The sequence below is a fragment of the Alkaliphilus flagellatus genome (assembly GCF_018919215.1).
In the GTDB taxonomy this organism is placed as follows: Bacteria; Bacillota; Clostridia; order Peptostreptococcales; family Natronincolaceae; genus Alkaliphilus_B; species Alkaliphilus_B flagellatus.
In genome coordinates this window covers 17,901-35,256 of sequence record NZ_JAHLQK010000002.1, presented here as the reverse complement: position 1 = coordinate 35,256, position 17,356 = coordinate 17,901, and the positions used below count along the sequence as shown (strand labels likewise).

The 17,356-nt window shown below is 30.0% G+C and carries 17 protein-coding genes, 1 pseudogene and 1 riboswitch; of the genes and pseudogenes, 5 read left to right on the top strand and 13 right to left on the bottom strand.

Annotated elements, in window-relative coordinates; genetic code table 11:
* Positions 1 to 175: 175 nt before the first annotated feature.
* On the bottom strand, positions 176 to 1,228 hold the full coding sequence (locus tag KQI88_RS05080; RefSeq protein ID WP_216415282.1) for an acyltransferase: 1,053 nt from the start codon (positions 1,226 to 1,228) through the stop codon (positions 176 to 178).
* A 243-nt stretch (positions 1,229 to 1,471) separates the two neighbouring features.
* Between KQI88_RS05080 and mltG the strand changes: the two genes are divergently transcribed.
* Positions 1,472 to 2,491: an endolytic transglycosylase MltG gene (mltG, locus tag KQI88_RS05075; protein ID WP_216415281.1), complete on the top strand. Its 1,020-nt coding sequence runs from the start codon at positions 1,472 to 1,474 to the stop codon at positions 2,489 to 2,491.
* Positions 2,492 to 2,819: 328 nt separating this feature from the next.
* Here the strand turns inward: mltG and KQI88_RS05070 are convergent, their stop codons facing one another.
* Entirely contained in the window at positions 2,820 to 3,296 is a 477-nt protein-coding gene (locus tag KQI88_RS05070) for a hypothetical protein (protein ID WP_216415280.1), read from the bottom strand.
* Between the two features lie 418 nt (positions 3,297 to 3,714).
* Between KQI88_RS05070 and KQI88_RS05065 the strand changes: the two genes are divergently transcribed.
* The 3 genes from KQI88_RS05065 to KQI88_RS05055 all read left to right on the top strand — a co-directional run bounded on the left by KQI88_RS05065 (position 3,715) and on the right by KQI88_RS05055 (position 5,904).
* Complete coding sequence (locus tag KQI88_RS05065) at positions 3,715 to 4,566, top strand: pentapeptide repeat-containing protein (RefSeq protein ID WP_216415279.1); 852 nt, start codon at positions 3,715 to 3,717, stop codon at positions 4,564 to 4,566.
* A gap of 338 nt (positions 4,567 to 4,904) precedes the next feature.
* Complete coding sequence (locus KQI88_RS05060) at positions 4,905 to 5,168, top strand: metal-sensing transcriptional repressor (protein ID WP_216415278.1); 264 nt, start codon at positions 4,905 to 4,907, stop codon at positions 5,166 to 5,168.
* Positions 5,169 to 5,325: 157 nt separating this feature from the next.
* The gene (locus KQI88_RS05055) at positions 5,326 to 5,904 is read left to right on the top strand and encodes an HD domain-containing protein (RefSeq protein WP_216415277.1); all 579 of its coding nucleotides are present in this window, start codon (positions 5,326 to 5,328) and stop codon (positions 5,902 to 5,904) included.
* A gap of 1,290 nt (positions 5,905 to 7,194) precedes the next feature.
* Here KQI88_RS05055 and KQI88_RS05050 read toward each other — a convergent pair.
* The 5 genes from KQI88_RS05050 to KQI88_RS05030 form a co-directional block, all read right to left on the bottom strand.
* A complete protein-coding gene (locus tag KQI88_RS05050) occupies positions 7,195 to 7,557 on the bottom strand; it encodes a hypothetical protein (RefSeq protein ID WP_216415276.1) in 363 nt (120 codons plus the stop codon).
* 202 nt (positions 7,558 to 7,759) lie between these two features.
* Positions 7,760 to 7,852: a hypothetical protein gene (locus KQI88_RS18640; protein WP_408629717.1), complete on the bottom strand. Its 93-nt coding sequence runs from the start codon at positions 7,850 to 7,852 to the stop codon at positions 7,760 to 7,762.
* Complete coding sequence (locus KQI88_RS05040; protein ID WP_216415275.1) at positions 7,840 to 8,139, bottom strand: helix-turn-helix domain-containing protein; 300 nt, start codon at positions 8,137 to 8,139, stop codon at positions 7,840 to 7,842. Before KQI88_RS05040 ends, KQI88_RS18640 begins: the two co-directional genes overlap by 13 nt.
* A 482-nt stretch (positions 8,140 to 8,621) precedes the next feature.
* On the bottom strand, positions 8,622 to 9,200 hold the full coding sequence (locus KQI88_RS05035; protein WP_216415274.1) for a tyrosine-type recombinase/integrase: 579 nt from the start codon (positions 9,198 to 9,200) through the stop codon (positions 8,622 to 8,624).
* Between the two features lie 27 nt (positions 9,201 to 9,227).
* Positions 9,228 to 9,500, bottom strand: a complete 273-nt coding sequence (locus KQI88_RS05030; protein WP_216415273.1) for a phage integrase N-terminal SAM-like domain-containing protein — start codon at positions 9,498 to 9,500, stop codon at positions 9,228 to 9,230.
* A 629-nt stretch (positions 9,501 to 10,129) separates the two neighbouring features.
* Here KQI88_RS05030 and KQI88_RS05025 point away from each other — a divergent pair.
* Positions 10,130 to 10,453, top strand: a complete 324-nt coding sequence (locus tag KQI88_RS05025; RefSeq protein WP_216415272.1) for a TniQ family protein — start codon at positions 10,130 to 10,132, stop codon at positions 10,451 to 10,453.
* A gap of 107 nt (positions 10,454 to 10,560) precedes the next feature.
* On the opposite strand, the gene KQI88_RS05020 is transcribed toward KQI88_RS05025, so the two are convergent.
* From KQI88_RS05020 to KQI88_RS04995, 6 genes and pseudogenes are all read right to left on the bottom strand, one after another.
* Positions 10,561 to 11,595 (bottom strand): S66 family peptidase, encoded by a 1,035-nt coding sequence (locus tag KQI88_RS05020; RefSeq protein ID WP_216415271.1) that lies wholly within the window; start codon positions 11,593 to 11,595, stop codon positions 10,561 to 10,563.
* A 1,077-nt stretch (positions 11,596 to 12,672) separates the two neighbouring features.
* On the bottom strand, positions 12,673 to 13,686 hold the full coding sequence (locus tag KQI88_RS05015) for a metal-dependent hydrolase (protein WP_216415270.1): 1,014 nt from the start codon (positions 13,684 to 13,686) through the stop codon (positions 12,673 to 12,675).
* A gap of 97 nt (positions 13,687 to 13,783) precedes the next feature.
* Positions 13,784 to 14,083 (bottom strand): annotated as a pseudogene (locus tag KQI88_RS05010) (HD-GYP domain-containing protein); the annotation flags it as partial.
* 300 nt (positions 14,084 to 14,383) lie between these two features.
* Entirely contained in the window at positions 14,384 to 15,181 is a 798-nt protein-coding gene (locus tag KQI88_RS05005; RefSeq protein WP_216415268.1) for a transglutaminase-like domain-containing protein, read from the bottom strand.
* Between the two features lie 12 nt (positions 15,182 to 15,193).
* Positions 15,194 to 15,278: riboswitch (cyclic di-GMP riboswitch) on the bottom strand.
* 283 nt (positions 15,279 to 15,561) lie between these two features.
* A complete protein-coding gene (locus tag KQI88_RS05000; protein WP_216415267.1) occupies positions 15,562 to 16,248 on the bottom strand; it encodes a class D sortase in 687 nt (228 codons plus the stop codon).
* Between the two features lie 17 nt (positions 16,249 to 16,265).
* A complete protein-coding gene (locus tag KQI88_RS04995) occupies positions 16,266 to 17,222 on the bottom strand; it encodes a GGDEF domain-containing protein (protein ID WP_216415266.1) in 957 nt (318 codons plus the stop codon).
* Between the last annotated feature and the right edge of the window lie 134 nt (positions 17,223 to 17,356).

Sequence of the window (17,356 nt, the reverse complement as noted above, 5' to 3'; positions counted from 1 at the left end):
ATAAAAGTTCCATCTATTTCAGAATACTTTTTTACGGTTCTCCTATCTAAATTTGTTTTTCTACTTATTTTACTAAAAGATAAGCCTTTATTTCTAAGCTCTTTTACTTCTTTTATTAGGCTTTCTTTTATTTTTAATCGTTAATAACTTTCAATTCTATGTAATTTATTACAATTTAGATAGAAGCTTTTTTATTTAACATATCAGTTCTACCTTTTATATTTATTTTCAACTTTGTATATCCAATACTTAACCCTAATGTAACGCTGTAAACAATAATCGCATTAAGTATCGCTCTTCCTGTTATAGAGTAAATTCCACTTTCTAAAAGCCACTTATCCGATATATTAAGTATTAATGGATGGCTTAAATAAACATAATAGGAGCTTTTACTAATAGTTTTTAAAACATTAGTAATTTTTGTATATCCTTCTAAAATGCCAATACCTATAGACATAAGTAAAAAAATTGAAATAGTTCCAAACAAAATCCATATTACTAAAACTCCAAAAACATCTACTGCTTTATTTAAAATATAGTATTGATAAAATAAATAACTATCATAAATTACTACACTAATATAGCATATTAGAAGGAGGTACCTTAGCTTCACAACAAGCTTCTTAATTATAGATAAATTTTTAGCTACATAGCATCCTAGTGAGAAGAAAAATATATAAGTCATAAAAAACCTATCAGAATATGGCATCGATACATATTTTAAAAATAACAAGTTAAACAGTAAAGATAAGCTTAATAAAATATGGGAGTTAAATCTCTTATATCCGTAAAGAAATATTCCAAATAATATATAAAACTGTGTAATTGTTAATATAAAATATAAATGATAGCTCATATTAGCCAACAAAATATTTTCTACAAACGTCCTTAGAGATAATGTGTATACACCTTGAGAATAGAAGTACAAAAAATAAATAATGCTCCAAATCCCATAAGGTATTAGTGTAGCATTAAATCTCCTTCTTAAAAATTTTCCATATTTAAAATTTCTTTCTTCATAGCTATAGAATAACGTTAATCCACTAAGAAAAATAAAAGTTGGAGTTGTAAATCTTGACCCACGATTTAATAGAGTAAATATAATACTATGAATACTACCCACTTTAAGTGTAGTTACAGGTCCTGCCGTAATGTGGACTAATACTACTGATAAACAAGCAATGCCCCGAATAATATTGGTTTCATCTATTCTCTCCTTTTCAATCATAAGAATCTCCTCTTTCCTATTAATATTAGGTTTTTATTATAAAAAGCCACCTTAAATAAACTAAAGATATTATAGCATAATTTATAAACCCATGCACTTATGCCCATTAGCTGCAATTTTATCCAATAACTAGGGGTTTCAAAACTATTATTCGGCCCCTTAATTAATAATTATTAATGCACTTTCTTAAATAAAGTGTTAAAATAGTATAAAAGCTTTTATTTGAAACTTGTGAGGTGTAAAATGAAAAAAATATTATATATATTAATAGTTATTGGGCTTCTAGTAGGATCCTCTGTATTATTTGTACCATCATATTTATCTACGTCTACCAATGTTGATACTATAGAAATAATAGTTCCCCAGGGTGCTTCTCTTAACACGGTATCTAATACATTATTAGATAAAGGAATAATTAAAAGTAAGATTTGGTTCCGTTACAAGGCGAAGGCTGCAGGGGTAGACCGTAAAATTAAACCCGGGACATATTCAATACCTTCTAACTCCACATTAAATGATATTTTTGAATTATTGGAAAAAGGTATTCCAGACAAACCTGTTATACTAACTATACCTGAAGGATTTACTCTTTATCAAATTGCCCAGAAGGTAGAAGAACTTGGTTTTGGTACTAAAGATGAATTTATTGAAGCTACACAAAAATACTTTGATAATGGTAATTATGATTTTGATACTAAAAATCTTTATTTTAATTTAGAAGGCTATTTATATCCAGATACTTACCATTTTACAGAAAAACAACCAGTTGAAGACATAGTCAAGCGTCTTGCACAAACAATGGATAATGTATTTACAGATGAATATAAAAATAGAGCAAAAGAACTAAATCTTTCAATACATGATATACTTACTGTAGCTTCTCTAATAGAACGAGAAGCAAAGCACGATGGAGAGAGATCTGCGGTTAGTGGGGTAATTTATAATCGTTTAGAAAAGGACATGCTTCTTCAAATTGATGCAACAGTCATATATGGAGTTGGCAAAGGTAAGGAACATAAATCGGATATATATACATCTGATCTTGAAAAACCTACTCCATTTAATAGCTATAAAGTTATTGGTTTACCCCCAGGACCTATAGCATCACCAAGTAAGGCTTCCATACATGCAGCCCTATATCCAGAAGATCACGAATATCTATACTATGTATTAAGTGAAAAAGAGGACGGTCATGTGTTTACCAAAACATATGATGAACATTTAAAATATGTAGATAAATATCGAAATAGAAATAAGAAATAAATAGAAATTTAATAGTTTTAATTTTAAATATGCCCAAATAATAAGGTTTTATATATTATCTTATTATTTGGGCAATAAATTTTACTATAAATAAACTATAAAATAGTAATCAATGATATAATTATGTGAAATAAAAATTATTTATATAAGAGAAAACATCAGATGGATAATATGTATGAATATAAATTTGTATAAGTCCCAATTGAAAAAAAGTACTAAAATATCAATACTTTTTTCTTTATTAAGCATACTTAAAATTTCAGGAATATTCTAATATAACACTTTTATGCAGTATAATATAACCTGTTGCGCTAATAAAAATCTATAGTTATATATTAGGTTCTAACGCTAAATATGCCAAAGATCCTATTATAAAATATACAACTGCCGCCAATAAAGATATTATTATAGTTGTTAAAAATTTTAGAAACTGATTCATTGAAGACCTAAAAATTTTAGAATTAATAGAAATAGCGATAAATCCACACATCGCTCCTAGTGCACCACCCCACAAAAGAAGTAATAGAGGCAAACTACACCATACCTTAACATACCATTTTAAAGGTTCTGCAACTTGAATTTCTTTATCGTCAACTACTAATTTGGGTACCGCATCAACACTTAAAAAATTACTTTTCCAAGTAGCAATAACTTCAACTCCATCATCTCGGCAAAGTATCATCTTGTTTTTTCTATCCTTTGGTATAGCTTTGCCATTAATTAATAAACGAGGTCCTCTGATAGATTTCACTTCAACTTCGATTTTTTTGTCCTCAAAACCATCAAGCTTAACTTCATATCTCATAATTAATCCTCCTTGTGTAATATCTTTAGGGCAAAACTTAAATACAAGCTTATCATTTCTTCTTTCTATAACAGACTACAGAAAGTATTATAGCGTAGATATTATTTCCTTCCAATCCATTTTCATCTAAATAGGATTATATTCCTAGATTTTATTATAGCTATTAAAACTTTGATTGAACTATAGCTCGGTTTAAAACTGAGTACTTCTTTTTCTCATTTTAAACTGGACTAGTATAAACCACCCTCGTTAGGATATAGTAATACCTTGTATGTAACGGTATAATTTAGCTATAATTTATTGTAGAATCGTAAAAAATTACAACGCGATGGTTATATAGACGTTGAAATACACGCTGTATATGATATACTTTAAAAGTAAAAGTTATTTGTATTTTTCTAATATGAGGTAAATGAATATGATATATACACATGAAGATAAGCGTAATAAAGAATTGAGTGCTGACTGTGAAAATTGTTTCGGTCTATGCTGTGTAGCATTGTACTTTTCAGCTTCGGAAGGTTTCCCAACGAATAAAGACGCCGGTAAGCCTTGCATAAACTTACAATCGAACTTTACCTGCTCTGTTCACAAAAATCTTAGGGATAAGGGTCTTAAGGGCTGTACTGCTTATGACTGCTTTGGTGCTGGTCAAAAGATAGCTCAAGTTACCTGTGGCGGACATGACTGGAGACAAGCTCCCGAATCTGCTAATCAAATGTTTGAGGCGTTCCTGATTATGAGGCAGCTTCATGAAATGCTATGGTATCTTACTCAAGCATTTATCCTGCAAACAGACCATGGTATCAAAAAGGAGATAAGTTCATTGTTGGACAATACTAAACGACTTACCCTTCTTGATATTGATTCTCTATTAGCACTGGATGTTGTAGCTCATCGAACCAAGGTTAACATGTTGCTTAAAAATACCAGCGAGCTGGTGCGTACTAAAGCCCGCAGTGGAAAGAACACTCCTTCAAGCAATCGGAATGCCAACTCTCGTCAATTAGATTATTTTGGCACAGACCTAAGAAAAACCAATCTTAAAGGTGCAGACCTAAGGGGAGCATGTCTTATTGCGACAAACCTTAGAGGAGTCGATTTGAGTTGGGCTGATCTCATCGGGGCTGATTTGCGAGATGCCGATCTTAGTGGAGCTAATCTCACAAATAGCATCTTTCTTACCCAAGCTCAGCTCAATACGGCTAAGGGTGATTCCCTCACGAAGCTACCTATGATGCTGGTTCGACCAACCTATTGGTCAAAGTAATTAACTGCCTGACTGACATAAAAAAATATTCTTATATAAAATAGAAACAAGAGTGTTACTGCTCTTGTTTCTATTTTATATAAAAGAGCCATAAATGGGTTCTTCTATTACAATTACTAATTTAGACTCGTAGAGATTATGAGAATAATAAAAGATATTTTTTGAAAGCTATGGACAAATTATAGGATTAGGTGTATTATTTACTTAACCACCCCCCTAGGGGTACCGTATAAAACAATAAGTCGATGTTATAGTAGACTTTGATGTTGTTTTTATTACAGAAAAGAAAGGTTTATTTAGCTAATACAACTAAATTTAAATTAGAAATGAGGTGGAGTATGAAGTCAGATAAGGCACAAGCTACGCGTCTTTTAAAAACTGCAAGAGGGCAGATAGATGGTATTTTAAAGATGGTTGAGGATGACCGATACTGTATTGATATCTCCAATCAACTTATGGCTACGCAAGCTATCTTACGCAAAATTAACAGAGATGTACTTCATGATCATTTAGGAAGTTGTGTACAAGATGCCTTTGAAGCAGGGGATCAGCGTGAAAAAATTGAGGAGATAATGACTATTATTGACAAGCTAGCAAAATAGCTTCTTTCCATAATGGAAATCTATCAGTTAATGTGGTTATGTTACAATAATTAGAATGAGTTAAGCCTAGCCCAATACCGTTAAAGGCGTTGGACTAGGTTTTTAGTGTAATACAGATCAATATATAATATATTGATTTATTAAAAGGAGAGATAGTATGACATATTCAGCAGATAAAGAGAAATTAAACCATATACTTGTTTCAAGCAAGGATATAAAAGATGATAAGGATGAAATCCTTAGAATTATTCCAGAACTTATTATTTGTATTGATTGTGAACAGAATATGCCTTATCATATTTACAATGTACTTGATCACATATTAGAAACAGTGAACAAAGTAGATTTTGATTTAATTTTGAAGATAACAGCACTTTTACATGACATAGGTAAACCTTATAGAAAAACTACTGTTAATAATATTGATAGTTTTAAGGGACATGAGGAAGCTAGTGTAATAATCGCAAACCTAATTTTAACAAGACTTGGATATGAAGTAGATTTTATAGATAAGATATGTAGACTTATTAAATATCATGATTATCAAATCATCCCTACAGCAGAAGGCGTTAAAGAAGGAATTAATTTGGTAGGAGATGAACTTATGCCATACCTTTTCTGTTTTCAAAAAGCAGACCTGTTAGCTCATTCTGAACAACGCTACAAACCACTATTACCTAAATTAAATGAAGCTAAAATAATATATGAATCACTGCATCAAAAAAGTAGCTTTTGAATATAACCTAATTAATATTAATAGTTTAGACTATGTAGATATTAGATATATAATAAACTGTACAAACTAGTATCTAAAAAGACTCTTGCACTTTGGGAGTCTTTTTAGATGTATCATGATAGTATAAAATAATGTATATTTATTATAAGTATTTATATTTCAACGCTAGTAAGCAAAGGTATATCTGCAAGCTTACAAGCAGTTGGCTATAGATCCACGGAATGTTAGCAGCAGCCTTCCCTTCTTTCTTCAGTAACTCTAAGTAATTATTTACGTCCTAGTTAGTAGCCCTTACTATATCTTTACTTATAAACTTCTTAAAGCTATTGATTTCTCTTTTATAATCACGAGCTGCAGTATCTGATTTTAGTCTGAAAACAAATACACCGAATACCCTAACTCATACTCATCTAAAAAGAGCTCCATAAAGCACCTCCAAAAATCTTCCCATAATACTATGTTCCTATTAAATATCATAATACCCAATATAAAACAACAGTGCTAGTTTTCCTATCAAAATTTTGCATCGAATCTAGACTCGCACCTCCCCTAGAAGCCATCGGGCGGCGGCGAAAGCAATTTTACTATTGTGTATTATAGTATTTGATAGTAAGTGTATATTTATTACTTGATTGGTGGTGCCCATGGCCTAATGCAATTTTAAATATACATGTTCATTTCTGGATTAAAATATTTCTGAATAGGTTTTAAGCGTGGGCCTATACGAGAAATGTTGGCAGGATCTTGTAATGCAATATCTCTTATTATCACTTATTTTTAGTACTCCTAGAATGCCTTCTAAGGCGTTTATTTTTAGTTGGCGTACTAATGGTACCTATTAACAAAATACGTATATAAACTATTGCATACCACATTAAGTACTGTAGAGCAATTTGCCAGATGTTAAAAATTAGTGACATTTTGAAATATATGGAATAGTATTATGTTATAATTGAAATAGACTAAATTTATAGTTGCTAGGAGGTATTTTATGATTAAGAGTATGGTGGTGTATTTTTTATGGTTTTCAATAACATTTATAAGAGCATTACTTTTGCATACGAATTATTTACCTAGCGGAAAAACTATTTCTGATCTTGATAGAAAATTTCAATTGATAAGTCTTTACATAATATCATTTATCTTTTTTATGCTATTTTTAATGAAATTATTTGGGTATTTGAATGTTTAGACTGTAATTTTTAATGTAGTTTAAAATTAATATCTGTCTTAAAACAGTTTAAAGCTGATATCTATATTATATAGATATCAGCTTTAAATCTGCATTTTTTAGTATACTGCTGTATATTTCCTTGTACTCGGAATAGATCTCCATTTTGCAACGTCTTCATATCCCATGATTGGATCAACATTCCATTCATATTGTTCTGAAATATTGAATCCTTTTGCATCAAGATGTCTTTCTATCATAATCTCCAAGAACTTTGAATATAGTCCTAATGTTAGTCCAAATACTGTATATGGTAAAAAGTTGACTACAGCTACTTTAAAAATATCGAAGATTACAGATACTGTTGTAGGTACATATAAAAGTAGACTTACATTCTCACCTATGCCAATTTCTTTTCTGATTTGGTCTGTACTAACGTACTTTGTAACCGTTCTCTTTTCTCCTAGTTTTGGTAATGCCATATGAAATCTCCCCTTTTCTCTCTACTTTATTTTTGATACTTGATTCATTATTTTTTTGTGGCCTAATATCTATTGAGAATTCTTAACCGGTTATTTCCTTCTCACTATATACAAGCGACCTTTAGGGGCAAAATGTAAACCACTCTTGAATAAAAATTTTTATTTTTTCTATTTTTAGTAAAAATGTCACTACATTGAAGTTTTAAGTTTTCTCTGTGAATACAAACTTTTTTATTTCTAATACATCTTCTTTGATCTCTTCTACCAAATTTAGCTTTTCAGTTAAATTAGATATAATGTTTTGATATTTAAGCTCTCTTTCTTCTTAAGTAAATCTAGGGTTCTTTTTCTCAGATGCATGTGTATATACTTGGCTATTTGCTTGTGAGTTGAATTCTTAAACTTTTTCATATCAATGTTTCGTATGAATTTTAGAAGTTCAATAATCAAATCAGTTTCCGCTTCCTCATAATATAAACTATTACTAAGCTTTTTTATGGTAGCATCAAAGTCTTTTATTATCTCATAGATAGCATCCTCATCATTATTTTTAGCTCTTATCAATAAGTGGTATAATTCCATACAAACCCCCCTTTTTTGTAAATAAACCCCAGCCTATATTAATTTCAAGCGAGTTTATAGTGGAATTTGTAAACGGACATAAAATGTCTTGTTTTATCGAATCTTGCTAATACTGATGCTTGTTGACATGTGTAAATAAAAATACTTACAAATTAAGGGGAGTAGATCTAAAGTTAGAAAAAATGGTTGATATGTAAATGTAACTTAATCTTCTAAAACTCTTAAATAAACTTATAGATCCTTAAAATTCGACTCGTATACTATACGTACCCTTTTGCATTAGGGCATAAAAAAATAATAGACAGAGTGTTAATATCTCCACCTATTATTCATTGTAATTACTACAGTATTATTTCTCTTGCTTTTCAAAAGGTTCGTCATAATCTCCATATACTACATTTACATCCTTTGTAGCTCTTATTATCGTTCTACATTTTGGACAGACGTACTTTATCATAAGGGATCTCATATTAAGTTAAATCCTAGTCTAGTGAATTAATAGATTCTACTGCTCTTTCCTTATCTTTTTGAGTAGGGCTTGTATAAACTCTTGTTGAATTAGGATCTTGATGTCCTAAAAGTTCTCCTACAGTAGATTCTGGTACTCCATTATTAATTAGCCTATGAGCAAACTTATGGCGAAGCATATGTGGATGAAGACTCTCTATTTTCGCATGGTAAGCATATTTATTTAGAATTCTATATACTCCATTTCTAGTAAGTGGACCCCTTTCTCCAATGAATAAAAAAGGCTCTCCACTAATAGGCCTTACTGCTAAGTACTCTATAATTGCTTTTCTAGCATCATTATTTAATGGTACTTCTCTATATCTTCTACCCTTGCCTACATACACAACAAGAGTAGCCTTTTTCTGTCCATCCGTAAATTTCACATCTTCAATGTGAATACTACAGAGCTCCGAAACCCTTACTCCGGTGTTATTAAAGATTTCGAAAATAGCAATATCTCTTTTATTGTCTTCGCTATAAACTTTTATCCTGGTTTTATATAAATCATTGTCCTCTATAATATCTACAATTCTTTTTCTTTGATATTCCATTAGCTTAGTTGTATTGGCGGGACTTTTTTATATTATATCTTTGGCAGCAAGAAACTCAAAATATTTTCTTAAAGCTGTCAATTTACGATTTATGGTTCTTGAATGTTGTCTCTTTGTGTTCTGCAGATAATCTTTAAATGTCCTAATGTCTAGCTCAATAATTTCCATCGGATTAAAATTCTCACCTGTAGGCTCCTTATAGAGGTCTATAAAACCTTTTATATTCCTGGTATAACCATCAATTGTATTCATAGATAGATCTTGTTTTAATAGTTCTTCTCTAAATTCTTTAAGGTACATCTCTTTTACCTTCTAATAATTTGTCTATATTATCGTTTAAAACAGCATAACTGTAAATTTTATCTGGTCCTTGTATCCTGGTAATGTAATTATGTCTAACTAAAAACCTAATAGCATTGGCCACGCTTGCCCTGGATAAATTAGTTCTATTTTAGATATCATCATATGCTAAAGGGACTGGATTGTCTTTGAATTGGTATTGGGAATAAATTAATGAAAAAACTTTAAATATAGTGGATCTAATTTACCTATAGCTGCCGAATTTATATCCTGCCTAATAGAATAATATCTAATGAAGTACTACTTTCTGTATTAGTCTAAAATTTATACTCATCTATTAAATGTAAGTTCGAATTTTAGACTAATGCTAATTGTATTCCTCTCTATATAGCAAAGTCAGAATAACCGATAAAATACTATAAAAGAATTGTGTTCCCAGTTTTAATGTGTGTAATTTATGAATAGAAATAAAAAATGTCGTTTCTCAAAAAGATTGAAAAAATTCTCAAAAAGTTTGAAAAACTATCTCGAAAATATTGAAAAGGTTATTTTGCAAAATATGAAAAGACAAAAATGAGAATAACTTTTAACGGTTATTCTCATTTTCTATATTTAAGGAGAGCGATAAAATGAAATTTTTGCGTTATCCTGTTCCTCTTGATGATGAAAGCTTATTAAGCTATATATACAGACTATCCAATCTGAATTCATGTCCAGTTGAATGGATATTAAAAGAGTTGAAGTATAAGGAAGTAAAATATAAGAATAGAATCAACTCTGTAACTGCTGCTAAACGTCTTAAAATGATTTCTCAAGCAATTTCTCTTAATTATGATGATGTATTAACATATAATAGATATAATTCAGATAATATATCTAATACTAAGGAAGGTATTATAAGGGGTCCTAACGACAAAACGCAGATATTATACGCTAAGCAAATTCTAACCTAAAAAAGTCGAATTCCTAACACTAAGAAACCGACTTTTTAATTTGGCTTGTTAAGCTAAAGCATCCGTTACTTTAATAAGCAATAAACCATCTATTTTCCTCTCTGTATCTAAATATATTTCATTATGATGGAACCCTTACCATTACTATATTTTACTGTCGTATATGCACCATTCACCAAAATATTTTGTGGGGGTGTATGACCAACATCAGCATCTAGAATAACAGGGATATTAAAACTTTCAAAAACATCCTTCAAGGCATCAGTTAATGTAAAATCACCTATATCTTTATATCCACTCGTTCGTCCAAAAAGCACACCTTTAATATTGGAAAACCAATGATTTTGTTTCATTTGCCATAAAGCTCTATAAATTTCTGCTGCATCCATTCCAACCGTTTCAAGATACCAAATGACACCTTCTTCATGACAGTATTGATTCACAAAATTATTAACATTATCAAATGGAGTGCCCACCAAAACTTGTAAACTATTTACACATCCTCCAATCAATCTCCCTGAAAATGTCACTTCATCTTCTTTGTTTAAAGTTTTCCATTCAGTTTGTGAATCGAGATAAAATCCTTTAGCAGGATTTGAATACACCTTATCCCAACTGGATTGATATTTTTCAGATGAGTATTGTGTAATTTCTTCATTTTCATTACAACTGAGTACATCTATCCACATACTAGATAGCCCATCCCATTCAGGAGCTGATAGTTCAGTGAAATTTACACCATGAGCAGAAGCATGACCCGTTATTGTAGTGTAAGCAAAAATTAATGTACTTATATCTGAGTAACCTAATATCCATTTCGGATTCAATTCTTTTAGTTTATCCCAATCGATAAATGGTAAGATTTCCATTGCAAAACTACCTCCCCAAGGAGGCATTATTACACTAATACTATGATCTTGAAGAAAATCCATTAATTCTTCTACTCTTTTTTCTTTAGAAGCACTTCTCCCTTTGTGTTGAGTTAGTACAGTTTCGCCGATTAAGACTTTAAAACCCTTTTTCTCTACTTGTAGCTTTGCTTCATCTACAAGTATATGTAATGTTTCTTCAACGCCACTTGAGGGAGCAGTTACACCTATTAAACTGTCTGGCTTTAGGGATGTTGGATATTTAATTTTCATAAAATTCTCCTTTAAATACTTGTTTAATATTTAATAGATTCTACATTACTGAGAATTATTCCTTCTTCAACTAACCTGCACATTTAGTTTAAGTGTACCTTTTCACAATCTCTTCTCCATATTAACATAAATATCCATAAACTTCATCATGAGATTTACCTGAAACGACCGTTTTTGGTTTCAGAAAAGGAGACTCTCTAAAAAACTCAAAATCTACTAAAATACATAACCAAAAATATAACCAAAATGTATCTACCAATATACACATTTCAAACCCCCTTTTGGTATAGTGAATGTATGATGAAAGGGGGAATTTACCTTGAAATTTGGATATGCAAGGGTGAGTACGCAAGACTGATAGTAAAGATATAAATATTATTGATTTGTGGAAAATTGATTAAGATAGAAATTTTAGTTATTTTGAGGCTAGAAAAGCTATTTAACAGTATATAAATGTAAATCACACTTTCTATATTGAAAAATAGAGTTAAGTGTGTATAAAGTTGTTACTTAAAAATAGTAGGTAAAAATAAGTATTTATATTAATTAGAAGAAAAAGTACTTCTAGAATAGCTGAAAAATTTCTAAAAATATAAGCTTAAATAGTTCAAACTATTTGAGATTTAGTAATTTTTTTCTAACTTTTTAAGTTTAGAACTCAAACTATTTGAGATAAACATATGAGAAATCTAATTAATAAGAATATTTTTTTCCAAACTTTATGAGAACTAACAGTAAATTTGCTTAAATTATTGCATAAGTCTTGGCAAATGTGGTATATTATAAATAAGCAAAGTAAAAAGATAAATGTGCGTTGGACAATTATAACAAAAGAAAAAGCAGGTGCTGCGAACACCTGCTTTTTCTACTTTATTGCGGTTATTAATGCTGCTAATGCTGTAATTAAGGCTGCGATTGCTGTCATAAGTTTTATTATGTACTCTTCTTTCTCTTCTGTGCGTCGTGACAATTATAACTCACCTCCCTTAGATCCTGGAAGGATAAGTTTATTATATCATAGCTTTATTCTAGTTCTTCTCTTTTTTCGTTATTACCTTCTAATTCATATTTCATGCCTTACAAGAACCTGATCGCAACATCATATCTTACTACAGAAACGATAAGTATGGCTAATAATGCTAACACATAACTAGCTTCAATAATGTTACCTTTTTTACTTCCAGTGCTCATTACTGGAACCACTAAACGAATATCTAAAATTCTATATATCATCATATATATCTTAGACTTTCTTAAATAAGTGTGTAATCCAGTCTTTTTCAATATTCTAGGCAATATAGATAATGGAATACCTTCCTTTGTAAATATATCAGCCAAATAAAGATGACTAAAATAACCGATGAAAAAAGCTGGTGTAGCTTGGGGATATCCTATTTTATTGCTTAAATATGATACTGCCATTGTAAGTGCAACTAATCCTTCGATTGAATGTAAAAAACTCCGATGTGGAAATATAGCTATGCCTATAAAAATTAGCCCTATTAAATATAAATTTAAATCATTATACTTGTTGAAGTTGTAAAAAATAATCCATATGCCCGCGCCTATATAAATTGACATCAATGCATATTTTCTAAACACTGTAGCTACCTTCTTGATACCTTTTATAACGCTTTTATATATATTACCAACAAAGGGTATTCTTTTTAAAATTCGCTCGCCTTTAACACCTATGAGTCCAAGTAAGGAAAGCAATATCCCAATCCCATAAATAAGTATTTTAGATTTACTGGATGAAATCCCCATGGCCATTAACATTTGAATCAACTTGCCAGGACTAATTATAATCAAAAGGCCAATTCCTATTGTAAATGCAATTGTAACAGCTTTAATTAATATATTCTCGGCTGTATCTATTGCCTTATTAGCTACTCCAGTAGCTGGATTTAAGCGATTTATATAACTATGTTGACTATCTGCGTCAGGCATAAGTGTAGCAATCCCAGCTATAATAATTTGAACCAGGCTAATTCCACTTGTAGTTACATATGGAATCACTGTAAATAAAGGTATTGTCAATATTATGCAATAGCTTAATACCCCTATTTTAAGATGAGTTTTTCCCATCATGTCAATAACCTCCTACTACATCAAATTTTGTTTTAGTACCTTTATATTTATTACCGTTTCCTATTATTTGTTCGAAGTAGTTAATAAATATTGATACCTAGTTGGGATCAAATTGTTTACTCCTACCTTTCAAGATGATTTCTAAAGCTTCTTCTTGGGTAAAATTCTTTTCTCTGTAAGGCTGATCTGTAGTAAGCGCATCATATACATCTACTATACTTAATATCCTTGCTAAGTACGGTATTCCATCCCCTTTTATCCCTTCAGGACATCCTGAATCATCCCACTTTTCGTGGTGATATTTTACTATTGCAGCACACTTGCTTAAAGAATCTTGCTTTAAAAGAAGTTCTTCACTATAAATAGGATGTTTTTTTATTATTTTCATTTCAACATCATTTGGATATTTATGTTTTTAATCACAATCACAGCCTCAATTTATTATACAGGTAGGTTTTATCTTAATAAATGGTATAATAATAACAAAAAATCCAAATAGTATATGCTCTTTTAATGGTCTTTGTTATTACTGCTTATTATTCATATTCATTATATATATCTACACTATATATAATGAATATGTTGTTTATAAGTTATTAAACATAATTATTGAATCAATTAAAAAGCAGTCAGCTTTAAAGAAAAGCCAACTGCTTTAGTTCTATATACAATTAATTTTTATACATAATAATAGGATTTAATATTGTTTTTCTATAGAATATTCTTTTTCGTTTTTAATCATTAAATTAGGTGATTTTGTTTTTTTAGCGGCATCATAAGTAGTATCTATAGTAATCCATTCATTAGTATCCTTTAAGTATACTTGATTCCAAGCATGGTATGTATCAATATCATTTTTACGTCCCATTATTAGTTTGGTAGGAACATCTACACTTCTAAGCATTGCCGCAAATAAGGCTGAATAATCATAGCATATTCCTTTGGATACTTTTAATGTTTCCTCTATAGAAGGTATATATTCTGTGCTAATGTTGTTTGTTTTATTATTATCATAACTAATATTGTTTATAATATAATTATATATTGCAGTAACTTTATCTTTATCATTTTGAGCATTTTTAGTTAATTCCCTAGCCTTTTTAATGGGAGCCATATCGTTATGCCAGTGAATCATTTGGATGGATTGTAAAAATACTTCGTTTTTATTTGTTGATTCTAAAATAACATCCTCTTTTTTTACTAGCTTATATTTATTGCCTTCTACATTTTCTAAAATAGAAATCGTATACTCTCCATCTCCAAACTGTAATGGAAAACTATTATTTGATTTTAGATTATAAGTATATTTCACATCACCTTTACTAATAATTACTTTTGTAGTCACTTGTTTTTGAGGATCATAATTAATACTTACTAATCCAGCATCTAATTTGGTTTTATCAATACCTGGAGTAGAAGCTTGTGCAAAGACTACCGTGGAGTATACTGATAAAATAATAACTAACAAAGAAATTACTTTACGTAGCTTTAACATAAAAACTCCCCTTTCGGTAACTGGCTACCATCTTATTTCTAAGGAAGGCCCTTTAGCTTTGCGTCTCTAGCTTTCACTAGATTTGCCTTTATCGGTGGAAAGCACCTGATAAATATATTTAATTATCTTTTACTATACTACAATTTGTCCTAGTTTTATATAGTACAAAAGTTTTAAATATTTGTTTTAAATATTTGTTTTTAATAATTTATTTAATAATATTTCTTTTTTATTATACTATCAATAATCTCAAATACATTCTTATTATTAATCATATTATTTTTATCTAGCTTGCTATCATATAAATACCCTAACTTATATAAGCTTAACATATAATTTTTTAATACAGCTAAATATACTTACTTTTATCAAAATAAAGTTTAATTAATCTGGATGGCTTTCACGACTAATCGTGTTGGTGGATTTTTTACATTAATAGGATCACAAGTAATCAATGTTAGTTCACTTTTATTACGGTCTTCCAATACTGAAATTTCATTCTCGTCTACTATTTCTTTGCTAAAAACCCTATAAATAAATTCATTATTTTTTGTATCCATCACTGAAATTTCATCGTTGATTTCTAATTCATTTAATCTATTAAAATGACGCCCATATTTTCTACTTCTATGTCCTGCTATTGCATAATTATTTCCTTCCCAAGGCTTTCCAGTGTTATTAATACTGGATATAGAAACATTTAAATGCTCCTTTGTTGCACCTTTTAATACTGGCATTAATAGATCAATTTTTTCAATTATTAAAGTGGCTTCAACAGGCCATTTTTTATCCAATTCTAACATCTTTTTATTTTCCGATTGATGTACCATCTGATCTTCAAGACTTTCATCTTCTTCAATTATATCCTCTTTAATGTTATCTATATCTTGGTTCGTATCATCATCTATAGCACGAATTGCACTCATACTTTTAATATAATTATTCTTAATCTCTTGTTGTTTTATATCATAATAAAAATTACGCAAATTTGGGTACAAAATAATGCCACTACCAATAACGATTAATGTTATTGCTAGTACATTTTTGATAGATAATCTATTTTTCATTATATCCTCCAATAAATTTATACACTATTAATATCCTGGCATCCAAATATATGATAATTGCCTTTACTTAATCTTTTAGCCTGGTACATAGCTTGGTCAGCCTGTCTAATTAGTGTATCTATGTCCTTATTATCACCACTATAAAAACTTACTCCAATACTAACAGATGTCTCTATACAATTATGTCCCAATATAATTGGAGTATTTGTCGATTTTAAGATACGCTTTAGAATTACATCACACTCCTCTAAAGATTTTAGATTCTGTAATATAATAACAAACTCGTCACCACCTATACGGCTTACCGTATCTCCCGATCTTACACAAGACTTAAAACGATGAGCTATTTCTATCAATAGAAGATCTCCAGTTTGGTGGCCCATTGTATCGTTGACAGGCTTCAAGTTATCTATATCAAGATAGCATATAGCTAGGACTTTTCCAGTATCTTGGGTTTGGGTAACTGCCTGCTGTAATCTGTCATATAACAAACGTCGGTTTGGCAGATTTGTTAGCATATCGAAAAAGGCAATTTGTTCAAGTTCCTTCTTACGGTTTTTCAATTCTAAGATAGTCTTTATCAACAGAACCATTAACATACTTACTATTACCCTTATTGTTATTTTAAAGGCTCTTTCCACTGGCTTAATCAATTTTGTTGATGCACCTATTATTAACCTTTCACCTGTATGTGGTGACACCCTCCAAAGCTCATAAATATATTCTTGCTCGTCAAACTGGATTAACTTAGTAGTCTTTAATATATCAGAAAAGTATACAGTTACTGGTGTAGATCCCTTAGAGTAAGAAACCTTACTTTGATCTATTTGGAGTCCATCCTGATCTAGTTTCCATATAATCGTTGCTGTCACAGTAAATACAAGAATAAACGTAATTATTAATAAACTTATATAATAGTACAATCTATTTCTAACATTTAATGATTTTTTCTTTTTTACAAAAAAAGCTTTCATTTTATCTCATTTTATCTCCTCTTACCATCATTAGAAATAATGATGCTTTTAACTTAATGGAACAATAAGTCCTCCATCTTCTTCAGTTGGAGAACTTATTGTCTAAATGCTTTAAGTATATTTATTGTTAAACT